An 11,812-nucleotide genomic window follows, 5' to 3' on the forward strand; every position below is an offset into this window, starting at 1 on the left:
CTATTCCCCCGCATTTGGATTAAACTTGTAGCCGATTCCGTAAACTGTCACTATGATTTGGGGGTTGCTGGGCCTGGTTTCGATTTTATGCCGGATTTTTTTAATATGGGCATCAATGACCCGGTCATCTCCCTCGAAATTGTGGCCTTGAACAATCTCTACCAGTTGACTTCTGGATAATACCCTGCCGGGGTTCTTAGCTAAGGCGCCAAGAATTTTAAATTCCGTTGGGGTTAACAAGATCTCCTGGTCATTAAGGCGGATCTCATGCTGTATGTTGTCAATGGTAAGACCGTTATCATAAGAAATCACATCGGCGAGGGGAGCAGTATCATTATTAGTCCGCCTCAAAACGGCTCTGACCCGTGCAACCACTTCACGAGGGCTGAAGGGTTTGGTAATGTAGTCATCGGCGCCCATACTTAAACCTTGAATGCGGTCTTCCTCTTCAATTTTAGCGGTAAGCATGATAATAGGAACGGATGAAATCTTGCGGATCTCACTGCAAATCTCGGTGCCGGACAGGCCGGGGAGCATCAGGTCAAGGATAACCAGGTCAAAAGGGTTTTCTTTAAACATTGTTAAGGCGACAAGACCGTTTATAGCGGTACTGACCTGAAAACCTTCTTGTTGGAGATAGGCTTTCAGCACGGTAGTAATTTTTTTCTCATCATCCACTAATAAGATTCTCATGTTAAAAGATGACTCCTTCCCAAAATTGATAGGGTCGCTCTTAGAGAGCGGCAAGGGCCTTAATAGGTTCCAAATTAACCCCTCGCTGAGCGGAAAGAAAAGTAGAGACAACACCTATTATGACAGAGGTTGTTATTGCAGTCAAAGCAATGAGAGGATGGATTTGGAATTTCAGGGAAGCCTGGTAGGTTATTGGAGCAAGCAGAAGAGCAGCGAGGCTCCCTAAGAGATAGCCGAGGCTTCCCCCCAAAAGACTTATTAAAAAGATTTCCCTCATGAAAATGGCAAGAATATGACGGCGGCGAAAGCCAAGGGCTTTCATAATTCCGATTTCTGAAGTGCGGTCATGAATCATTGAAGTGGTTGTCAGGAAAACAATCAATCCGCCGATGAGGGCTAATAGCAGAGAAAGGGCCAAGGAAAAGCGTGAGAATCCCTCAATGCTCTTTTCTCTTCCTTCAACCAGCTGAGATATTTCTGCAACTTTGGCCTCCGGCAGGATTTCTCTTAAGATAGCGACTGCTTGAGAGGGCTCCGCGGCGCTAACCTCAATCATAGACCAGGAATTTATCCCGGTAATCAATTGAGCAGTAGTGAAATTAGTAAAGACGCCAATATCTTCAGAACCGCCTGTTTTCTCCATTATCCCGGCAATTTTATAATTCCGGTGGTTGAGCTCGAGAGTCTGGCCAATCCCTAATTGATTGCTGACAGCTAAGTCTGAGCCAATAATTACTTCTCCGCCCTTAGGCAAATGACCGTCTATATGCCACCAAGGTTTCATTTTCAATTCATTGGAAAAATCCACACCGACAATCAGGTAAGGATTATCCTTTCCTGAGGCGGAACCAATTATTTTCGGGGCGATTCCCTTGAGGATTAGGTTCGGGTTTTCCAATTTTGTTACACTGGCATAGTCTAAGGTTTTGGTTTCGAAGTGAACACCGGGCAGGGAAAGACCGCCGTAACTCAGTGAAAACTGTTCAGACTTAGGAGAAATAATGACATTAGCTCCATATTGGCTTAAACTCTTTTCTAATTCCCCTTTTACGCCTTGGGACAGAGAATTTAAGGCGACACTTATCCCTGTGATTAGAATAAAGGTTAGAAGCAGGAAGGCAGTTTTTCCTTTGCGCTGCCGCAAATTCTGTAAAGCAATGCTTGTTAGGGTCATGGTTTCCTCCTAATACAGTTTGGTCGTTGAAGTTTGCCCTTTGCCTTGTCAAATTACAGATAACGCAGGGACTCTGCCGGGTCAAGTCTGGCTGCTTTCCAGGCAGGATAAAGGCTGGAAAGCAGGCTTATTATTAAAGCGGCCATTGTCGAATAGATCAGCAGATCAGCCTGCCAGGGGATTGTCACCTGGATTTTCAGGAGTTTAGCCCCAAAATTCACGGCCAAGCTCATCCCTAAGCCGTAACCTAACAACCCGCCGGAAACACTTAATAGACTTGCTTCCCCAAGAATGATGCGCACAATATGGCTTTTGCGAAAGCCAATAGCCCGTAAAATACCGATTTCCCGAGTTCGTTCTTCCACGGAGGATTTCATGGTTATAGCCAAGATCAAGGCACAGGTTATTAAAAAGGTAAGGGATACGCTCCAGGTTAAAGCATTAAATTTAGTTACAGTATCATCCCGGGACTTTATGGTTGACTGGAGAGCTGTAATTTTGGTGCCCGGAAGTTTTTCCCGCAATTGTTGGGTGACCTCCTCGATGGGACAGGAATAACATAAGGCGGCTGTTTCGATAAGACTGATAGCCTTAGGCTGGTTTGTCAAGGCTTGGAGTACGGATAAATCCATAAAAACGGCCTGATCATTTTCCGCTGATCCGGTAGGCTGGATGATACCGGCTATTTGGAACTCTTGGCCTTTGATGACAACGGATTGCTTGGGGCTGAGACCTAAGGCCAGAGCTACATCGCTTCCCAAGATAATTTCGTCCTTATTGGGAAGCCGGTTTTTAGCTAAAGTGTCTATTTTCCACCATTTTTTTAGTTTCAATTCCGCAGGGAAATCCACACCGATGGCTAAAATGTCCTGTCCTTGCAGGTTAATGGTAGCCAACAGCTTAGGAGCAATCGTAGCCAGGGTCTCTTTATTTTTAATGGTTTGCATCAGCGGAATGAGTGACATGTCAAGATTTTTAACTTGAGAGGGGGCTTCAACGGTTATACCGCCAAAAGTCAAGGCTTGCCCTGTGTCCGGCAGAATGAGAATATTGGAGCCAAATTCATCGAGTTGGTTGGCGACATCTTTTTTCATGGCTTGGGTTGTTGTACTGAGAAAGATAATCGAAGCTACTCCGATGATAATGCTGAGGATCAAGATCCCGGAGCGAAGCTTGCGGCGGCGAATGTTTTGCAAAACCATGGTTAGCAGATGCATTGTGCTCCTCCTTAAATGTCGTGAGGATTATTGAGCTAAGAGTCCATCCCGGATATAAACGGTTCGATTGACCCAAGCCAGATTTTCCGGATTGTGAGTTACCATAATAATGGTCAGGCCTTCGTGGTTGAGGGCTTTAAACAGCTCTAACAGCTCTGTTGCTGTTTTTGAGTCCAGGCTTCCCGTGGGTTCATCAGCGAAGATGATGGCTGGCTGATTGACAATGGCTCTGGCAATGGCAACACGGTTTTGCTCGCCTCCGGACAATTGACTGGGGAGCCGGCAGGATTTAGATTCAAGGCCCACTCGGGCTAAAACTCTCTGAGCCATTTCCCTCTGTTCTTTTCCGGAGCGGGAGGTTATGGACAAAGGGAGCATCACATTTTCCAAAGCGGTCAGATAGGGGATTAATTGATATTGCTGGAAGACAAACCCCACATATTCATGGCGAAAATCAGCTTGCCGTTCCGATGGCAAGGCATAGACATCAATTTCATCGATGATGAGCTTGCCGGAAGTCGGCGGGTTCAAGGCGCCAAGAATGCTGAGCAAGGTGCTTTTCCCTGAACCGGAAGGCCCCATCAAAGCTAAAAATTCCCCTTCTTCAATTTCCAGATTAATGGCTGTTAGGGCTTCAACCACGTCTTCGCCATTATTATAATGTTTTGAGATATCCTGTGCTTTAATCAAAGACATCTAAGCTTTCCTCCAAATATCGCTGAGTTATCCCATTTTGATTAGTAATAAACACATCTCCTATAACTAAACTCTAGGTTTCCATGTATCAAGGGTTGTTTGGGGAATTTCAAGGTTATCCCCATTTAACGAGTAAGTGAGGGCTTCGGGGGGATAGGCCTGACAGCCGCCGCTAAGACCTTTAAGTGTTTGGAGGTCCCAGACGGTTCCGCAGACATTGCAAATGATTTGCGAGCCTGTGATATGAAAGGTTTCACCCCGGCAAGGTTCACAATAGCTCACGGCTGCCATCACGTTGCCGTCCGGCTGAACAAAGGCTGTCAGGGGAATTCTTGTTTCGTTGCTTTGATACTCGGTGCGGATAAATTTTTTGTCTTTTAATGTGCTGAGGGTGGTAATGATGACCTTACCGTCTTTGCTGCTGTTTTCGACATTGGTTTGCTGTAGTTTAACTGCTGAACTATAAGCGACTTTTTCCCCAATATTAGCTGCTCCTTTCAGAGTACTGTCGGGCGTATTGCTTTTCGCTACAACCATATAGGTTCCGATCATGATAATCACCGTCAGGATGCCAACAATACTAAAGAGCAAAGTATGATTCTTGGAAGGCTGAGTGAATTTTTGTTTTTTGATTTCCCGTTCATTCATGGTTAAAATAAGACCCCCTAGTTGTTGCATATTTTTTGATTCCCGTCATGAATAAGATTTTATAAAATCCATTTATATAGGTAGCAAATTTTATGCCAGTTTTTGAACCTGAAGGATTAAGGCCTTTTATAACCTGGAAAAAAATTGGCTAAAAAACTGTTGGATATCCCACACTAAGTTGTGGGATATCCAACAGTTGAGGAGAGGATAACCATGCGGAAAATTTTAATTGCCGATGATGAGGCCAACATGCGTTGGGTTCTGGAACGAGCCTTAACGAAGGCGGGTTATGAGGTGGAAACAGCTGAGGATGGGCAGCTGGCCTTAGAGCGGGCAGCCGCTGAACATCCTGATCTTATACTTTTAGATCTAAAGATGCCAAAGCTTGATGGGATGAGGGTTTTAAAGACTCTAAAGGAGCTTTTTCCCGAGCTCCTGATCGTGATGATGACTGCCCACGGGAGCACTTCAACAGCGGTTGAAGCTATGAAAGCCGGAGCTCATGATTATTTGCTGAAACCATTTGATATTGAAGAACTTCTGATTACCGTAGATAAAGCCCTGCAGGTGGAAAGCCTGCGTGAACAGGTGGATTATTTAAAGGGAGAAATTCAAAATGACGGTTGGCAGCTGGTGGGGAAAAGTGAAGAGATGCTTGCCGTCAAACAATTAGTTGAGAGGGTGGCCCTTACGCCGGCTACGGTTCTTGTTCAAGGGGAATCAGGAACGGGAAAGGAAATGGTAGCTCATGCTGTTCATACCTTAAGCCCAAGAGCTAAGGGGCCCTTCATAAGAGTCAATTGTGCTGCTTTAACGGAGACATTGTTGGAAAGCGAACTGTTCGGACATGAAAAGGGAGCTTTTACCGGGGCGCATGCCCGGAAGATCGGTCGTTTTGAGTTAGCAGATACAGGAACACTCTTTCTTGATGAAATCAGTGAACTCTCCTTTAACGTACAGGCTAAGCTCTTGCGGGTTCTTCAAGAACGAACCTTCGAGCGGGTGGGCGGTGAGAAGACCATAAAGGTTGATGTGCGAATTATTGCCGCAACCAACAGGAATCTCTTAGCAGAGGTAGAGGACGGCCGTTTTAGGGCAGACCTCTACTATCGTTTGAATGTCTTTCCCATTGCCATACCGCCTTTGCGGGAACGACGAGAGGATATTCCCTGCCTTGTGGAACATTTCTTGGAAAAACTAAGAAACTATGGGCAGATCAAAACTCTCAGTCCCATAGTCCTAACTCAGTTAATGGCTTATGATTGGCCGGGCAATGTTCGCGAATTGGAAAATGTGATTGAGCGAATGGTCATCGTTTCTCAAGGAAAAGAAATCGGAGAAGAAGGGCTGGCCGTCTTTAACAGTTCCGCAAGAGAGGAAAAGAAACCGGCTCTTTTTCTCCTGCCTCCTGAGGGAATTTCTCTGGAAGAAATCGAGAAATCCTTTCTTCGCCAGGCAATGGAGCAGACTAAAGGAAACCAAACTCAAGCTGCCAAGCGCTTGGGTCTTTCCAGGCATGCTCTCTTGTACCGGCTAGAGAAATATGGGATAGATCCTCACTGGGGAATGTAATTTTAAAGGTCATGGGGGGTTGTTAGTGGAAAATCAAGGGTATGAAGGAAAGAAACATCAGCCGGCACGGGCTCTCTTTGATCTTATAGGGATTGGACTTGTTATAGGGATTTTGACGATTATTCATTATACAAATTATCATTATGAAGTGGATTATCATATTCTTTTGCAGTTTGCCTATTATCTTCCGGTAATTTATGCAGCTATGCGTTTTGGTTCAGTGGGAGGAATTATCTCAAGTTTTTTAATTACAATTCTCTTTGTACCTCTGATGCTGCATTTTCAAAAAGATTTAACTGCTGCTGCCAAATACACCCAGTGGGTGGAAGTGGGCTTAATTAATGTCTTTGGCTGGCTGACAGGATTTTTAACGGAAGAAGAGCGCAAGGCAAAAAACAAATACCGCCTGGCTTTAAAAGTACAACAGGACTTGGTGGAACAACTAAAACAAGAAGAACAGGAACGACAGCGTTTAGAAGCTGAGATCAGGCAGACGGAACGCATCGCAGCTTTGGGACATTTAAGTGCCGGTCTGGCTCATGAAATCCGCAATCCCTTGGGAATTATGAAAGTCAGTATCCAAATGTTAGCTCAAGAAAAGCAGGGGGACGAGGTTGTAGCAGAGTACTGTCAAGTGCTAAGAGAAGAGTGCGAACGTTTAAATCGCATGGTCAGTGAGTTTTTGTCCTTTGCCCGGCCCAAGGAATTAGTGCGTAAACGGATCCTGCTGGGCAAGCTGGTGGAGGAAAGCCTGGCCCTGATCCAGCCTGCCTTAGGAAAAAACCATATTCAGTTGGAACAGATTTTGGATTCAGGGTTGGATCAAGAGGTTGAGGTGGATCCGGATCAGATAAAGCAAGTTATATTAAATATTCTCCTTAATGCTGTTGACGCCCAAGAACAGGGAGGCGTGATCGAGCTGGAGGAAATTGAGGAAGAAGGGTTTATTGGCTTTGCCGTTAGCGACGAGGGGACAGGTATTTCCCCTGAGGACATGCCTTTTATTTATGATCCGTTTTTCACGACTAAGGAAAAAGGAACAGGCTTAGGGTTGTCTGTCGTCCACCGTATTCTTGATCAGCACGGGGGGAAGATTCGAACCTTTAACCGGCCGGATCGAGGGGTTACTGTTAAAATTTTGCTTCCCAAAGTTCCTGTTAAGGATAAATAATACTATTTACAAATATACTTCATACGGTTGGTGCCATAATCCGTAATTTTATAGCAATGTCTGAGTTTGCCGTTATCGTCGAGAGTAACGCTTGTGACCTCGATAAGGCCCACAGACTTGAGGGAAAGCAGGTAGTCATCAATACCTTCATCATTGACATTTCGGTCAGTGGGATATTCGTCTTTAAGCATATTAAATATTTCTTCATTTGAAACTCCATTATGCTCAGAAATAACTTCGACAACTCTAAATTTTACAGGCAGTTTTTTCATTTTCATAATCTCCTTATCGGCTTCTTAGATTAACTAAATCTTTAGGGTTTCCAATTGTTAGAATCGTGCCAATACAAATGATAATAACTCCAATAATCAAATTAGGCGTTATGATCAGGCCGTTTAATAACCAGCCAAAGAAGACCGACCATAAAGCAAAGGTCACGTTGATGCCCATGGCCCGGCTCACTCCAGTCATGTTCATCGCCCGATACCAGGATAAAAAGGAGGTTGCTCCTACAAGGCCGATCAAAGCTATATACCAACCGGCAGGAGTCGTAAAACTTTTAAAGAGCATTTGATACGCGACTCCTCCCAGGAAAGGAAGAATGGCGAATATATTCAAAAAGAAGGATGTAGCTTCCCGAATGCCGATGGCAATGTCCGAATCAACCAAGTCCATTCCGTAAGTTGACATAACACCCTCAACGGCCCAGCCAATAGCAGCTACCACCGCTAAGCCAATTCCAAGATAAAAGTGAGGATAACCTGATCCTTCGGGAGGAACCATTCCGACAATCAGGGAGCCGAGAATTGCCATTATGATGCCGCCCCAAACCCGGAGGGATATCTTTTCTTTTAGAAAAACGGCTCCCAAAACGGCACCAATCGCTGGATATGCAGCAGTGATTGCTGCTGTATAAGAAGCTCCGGCAAAATAAATTCCCAGCAAATTGCCGGACATTCCCACAGGTCCGCCTAAAATTGCGGCGAGAATAATCATCTTTGCCGGCCGGGTCCTTAAAGTGCGCCCATAATCCCGCCATTTACCCCGGAAAAGATTATAAATAAATAACCAAAGTGCTGCGAATCCATCATGAAGACAAACACCTACTAAAGGAGCCGCGAAGATACTCATGTTGTTAGTGAAAGGTGCCAAACCTAACACTATTCCCATCAAAACCCCGTCTAAGCCCCAGCAAGCGCCGCCAAACAATCCGGTCACAATACCTTTTTTGGCAAAGGTGAGATCTTTTTGTTGTAATAGCGAATGTATTTGTTGATCCATTGGTTATTTATGCTCCTTAACGATGTGGATTTTCGTAAATTTAGACAAATGAGAAATCTTTAACAAGCCATGGCAATAACCTATAGGTTTTATTTATAAGAATGATTGTATTATATGATCACATTAACCCGGAGTAAAATACATAGTGAATATGCCCCCCATAATCACCTTGAAATAAAGTTCACGAGAAAGGCCAAAAGGCCGGGATGATACAATCATCCCGGCCTTTTGGCCTTTCTCTTAACAAGATATGTCTATTCCTCTGTCACATTTTCCCCATATTTTTTTGAGCTCACTGATTTGATAACTTTGATAAATTCTTTTTCAACTAAGGAAAGGTGGTGACGGTTTAACCAGATTAAAAGAATTGTTACCTCTAGACGGGCATCACTCAGAGTTATTTTCTTAATCTTACTGGATTTTACATACTCATCCGCCATAAATTGTGGGACAAAAGCAATGGTTTTTCCTTGGGATAGAATCTTTTCCATCATCTCTAAATTGTCCACCCTATAAGAAACATTTATATCCCCATACTTTTGCAGTACACTGGATACTCCGCAATTCGTGATGTACTCAGTGTTATACAAAAGGATAGGCAGTGAAAGGGCTTTTTTTAATGGCATCGTCTCAGAACCTGAGGTTATTTCGCAATTATGGCCGGAAATAATGACTAATTCGTCTGAGAACAACTCTTTATAATTGAGATCTTTGGCACTGCTGAAGGCATCCGTTTTCAGGATAATGCCGAAATCAGCCTTGCCCGATTGAACATCACGAAGAATGTTGTTAGATTCTCCAACTTTCAAAAGAGCATTGACTTTAGGATGATTTTGTTTAAAGTTTGTCAATATCTCGGGCATGACGGTAATATTAATACTCGGTTCAACGGCAATGGAGATGTTTCCATTCAACTCGAAGGAATCGCCATGGGCAACAGATTTAATCTCATCGACTTTATTGAGGACTTCTTTGGCGATGACTATGATCTGTTCTCCGATTTCGGTGAGAAAAGCCCCAGCATTTGTTCTTTTTAACAGAACAACACCCAGTTCATCTTCCAATTTACTGATGGCAGAACTAAGCGCAGGTTGGGATATATGAGAGCGTTCGGCAGCTAATGAGATTGATTTGGATTCGTGGACAGCGATTAGATAGGTTAATTGTTCTAGGCGCATATTTCTAACCATCCTTGATAGCATTATTTGGGATTCCGAATTTATGTTATGATGTTTAAACTTAACTATTACTCCTCATTATACTATGAGTTATTCAGATAACAAAGTAAGAAAACAATAATCGTTAGACCTATTATTGGAAATTATGGGTAATAGTGAAAGGTTGGCTATAAAAAAAATCAATAAGCCTTCTCTATATTAACTATAGGGGGCATAATCACTAAGTATTTTACAAAGAAACCTGTATTACCTTATAATCTGCAAATAAGTGATGGAAATCACAATTAAAACTTAAATTACTGAAGGGGGAAAAGTTAACGGTCTTGATTTATTAATTTTTATAAGTGGGGTGCCATAATATGACCCCAAGCCCTTGGACAGACTAATTAAAGTTTATTATCGTTTCAATAGTACTGGCTCACGTGGATTAATTTATAAAGGAGGAATAAAAGTTAAGGATTAACGGTATTATTATGCATTTTTCATGATATATCTTTGTAATTTTTTACTTGACAAATCATTTAGCTGACTTATCTTCTTAAACCCGGTTCTCAGATTAAATCACAAGAAAGGGTGAATAACTTGTCGCAAGAGAAGTCTAAAGGTATATATGCTCGTATTAATCCGGTTGTTTTCTGGGGCAGTGCTATTTTATGTGTTCTGTTATATGCCCCAATGCTTATTTTTGGTACAGAGCTGCAACCCTATGTTTCAACAGTATTAAAAGCTATAACCTATAGAATGGACTGGTTATGGTTATTATTTGCTTTGGGTTGTGTAATATTTTCACTTTGGTTGGCTTTTGGCAGATATGGCAATGTAAAATTGGGCGGAAAAGATGATAAACCTGAATTTTCGGACTTCAGCTGGATATCGATGATGTTCACTGGCGGTGTTGGAGCAGGTTTAGTATATTGGTCCATGGCCGAGCCTATTTTTTATCTTAAGTGGCCTCCTTACTGGAATGAGCCATTTTCGGCGCAAGCTGCGCAATTCTCTATTGCTTATGGAATATTTCACTGGGGTATAACGGCTTGGGCTATCTTTGTCCCAGGGGCCATCGCCTTTGCCTACATGATTTACGTAAGAAAGAAACCCTACTTCTACCCAAGCTATGCTTGCCGGGGAATATTGGGGGACAGGGTAGACGGATGGCTTGGCAGAGCTATTGATATCTTTGTTGTTATCGGTCTGGTAGGCGGATTAGGAACAACCTTAGGAACGGTTATACCTATGATGGCGGCTGTAAGCTCCACTATGCTGGGTATCGAGGATACTATCATGGTAAAAGTTGCGGTCACCCTGGTGGTTGCAGCGGTATTTGGCTATAGTGCTTTCGCCGGCTTAAATAGCGGAATTAAAAAATTGTCGGAATTAAATAGTTGGTTATGTATGGGATTATTAGCTTTTATTATGATTGTAGGCCCCACCTTATTTATGTTATCCTTTTATGTTGACAACCTAGGGGTTTTGGCTACTCACTTTTTACGGATGAGTTTATATACAGATCCGATTACCAAATCCGGTTTCCCTCAAGACTGGACAGTATTTTACTGGGCCTGGTGGGCAGCATGGGCTATGTATTTCGGATTATTTGTTGCCAGGATCTCCAAGGGGAGAACGATTAAAAACGTTGTTATAAATATGATGGTTATAACGTCAATCGGCTGTTCACTGTTCTTCTTAGTGTTCGGCGGCTATGCAGTAGATCTTCAGCTTAATCAAGGGATAGCACTTGATCAGACTTTGGCTGACGCCGGTGCTGCGGGAATGATTTCCCAAGTCTTGCATACCTTACCTTTAACAGGAATCGTGATTCCCTATTTCTTATTTGTCATGCTTATTTTCCAAGCTACGACCATTGATTCCAATGCCTTTATTATTTCCATGATTTCTTGCAAAGAAGTTAGAAATAATCAGGAATCTCCCCGCTGGACAAGACTTTTCTGGTGTTTACTCCTTGCTGTAATCGGGGTGGCTATCATGATGGTGGGCGGATTACCGGTAGTTCAGCTGTCATCTGTTGCCACCAGTGTACCCATTATAGTTATTATCGTCATCTTAGGGCTGTCTCTGCGCAAGTGGCTCAAGGAGGATTTCGGCGGAGAAAAGAAAGTGCAAGTTGTCGATTATCCGGAAGAAGACTAATCATAACAGGGCTGTCGCGGTAAGACCAGCCCGG

The 11,812-nt window shown here is 43.3% G+C and carries 11 protein-coding genes; 3 read left to right on the forward strand and 8 right to left on the reverse strand.

All coding sequences use genetic code 11. The annotated features are described in order from the left end of the window. The 5 genes from DESOR_RS02760 to DESOR_RS02780 all read right to left on the reverse strand — a co-directional run bounded on the left by DESOR_RS02760 (position 1) and on the right by DESOR_RS02780 (position 4,428). A complete protein-coding gene (locus DESOR_RS02760) occupies positions 1-693 on the reverse strand; it encodes a response regulator transcription factor (RefSeq protein WP_014183089.1) in 693 nt (230 codons plus the stop codon). A gap of 40 nt (positions 694-733) precedes the next feature. Beyond that, complete coding sequence (locus DESOR_RS02765; RefSeq protein ID WP_014183090.1) at positions 734-1,867, reverse strand: ABC transporter permease; 1,134 nt, start codon at positions 1,865-1,867, stop codon at positions 734-736. Between the two features lie 53 nt (positions 1,868-1,920). Continuing rightward, complete coding sequence (locus DESOR_RS02770) at positions 1,921-3,084, reverse strand: ABC transporter permease (RefSeq protein WP_014183091.1); 1,164 nt, start codon at positions 3,082-3,084, stop codon at positions 1,921-1,923. A gap of 27 nt (positions 3,085-3,111) precedes the next feature. Continuing rightward, positions 3,112-3,780: an ABC transporter ATP-binding protein gene (locus tag DESOR_RS02775; protein ID WP_014183092.1), complete on the reverse strand. Its 669-nt coding sequence runs from the start codon at positions 3,778-3,780 to the stop codon at positions 3,112-3,114. A gap of 66 nt (positions 3,781-3,846) precedes the next feature. Continuing rightward, positions 3,847-4,428: a DUF2318 domain-containing protein gene (locus tag DESOR_RS02780; protein ID WP_042330737.1), complete on the reverse strand. Its 582-nt coding sequence runs from the start codon at positions 4,426-4,428 to the stop codon at positions 3,847-3,849. A 213-nt stretch (positions 4,429-4,641) separates the two neighbouring features. Here DESOR_RS02780 and DESOR_RS02785 point away from each other — a divergent pair, with 213 nt between their 5' ends. Beyond that, the gene (locus DESOR_RS02785) at positions 4,642-6,000 is read left to right on the forward strand and encodes a sigma-54-dependent transcriptional regulator (protein WP_014183094.1); all 1,359 of its coding nucleotides are present in this window, start codon (positions 4,642-4,644) and stop codon (positions 5,998-6,000) included. Positions 6,001-6,025: 25 nt separating this feature from the next. Continuing rightward, positions 6,026-7,171, forward strand: a complete 1,146-nt coding sequence (locus tag DESOR_RS02790; RefSeq protein WP_014183095.1) for an ATP-binding protein — start codon at positions 6,026-6,028, stop codon at positions 7,169-7,171. Between the two features lie 2 nt (positions 7,172-7,173). Here DESOR_RS02790 and DESOR_RS02795 read toward each other — a convergent pair whose 3' ends face one another. The 3 genes from DESOR_RS02795 to DESOR_RS02805 all read right to left on the reverse strand — a co-directional run bounded on the left by DESOR_RS02795 (position 7,174) and on the right by DESOR_RS02805 (position 9,630). Continuing rightward, positions 7,174-7,443, reverse strand: a complete 270-nt coding sequence (locus tag DESOR_RS02795) for a hypothetical protein (protein ID WP_014183096.1) — start codon at positions 7,441-7,443, stop codon at positions 7,174-7,176. A 13-nt stretch (positions 7,444-7,456) separates the two neighbouring features. Then, positions 7,457-8,452, reverse strand: coding sequence for a DMT family transporter (locus tag DESOR_RS02800; protein ID WP_014183097.1), 996 nt, complete (start codon positions 8,450-8,452; stop codon positions 7,457-7,459). 254 nt (positions 8,453-8,706) lie between these two features. Continuing rightward, the gene (locus tag DESOR_RS02805) at positions 8,707-9,630 is read right to left on the reverse strand and encodes a LysR family transcriptional regulator (RefSeq protein ID WP_014183098.1); all 924 of its coding nucleotides are present in this window, start codon (positions 9,628-9,630) and stop codon (positions 8,707-8,709) included. 582 nt (positions 9,631-10,212) lie between these two features. Here DESOR_RS02805 and DESOR_RS02810 point away from each other — a divergent pair. After that, entirely contained in the window at positions 10,213-11,778 is a 1,566-nt protein-coding gene (locus tag DESOR_RS02810) for a BCCT family transporter (protein WP_014183099.1), read from the forward strand. The last annotated feature ends 34 nt before the right edge of the window (positions 11,779-11,812 follow it).

The sequence above is a fragment of the Desulfosporosinus orientis DSM 765 genome (genome assembly GCF_000235605.1).
Lineage (GTDB): Bacteria > Bacillota > Desulfitobacteriia > Desulfitobacteriales > Desulfitobacteriaceae > Desulfosporosinus > Desulfosporosinus orientis.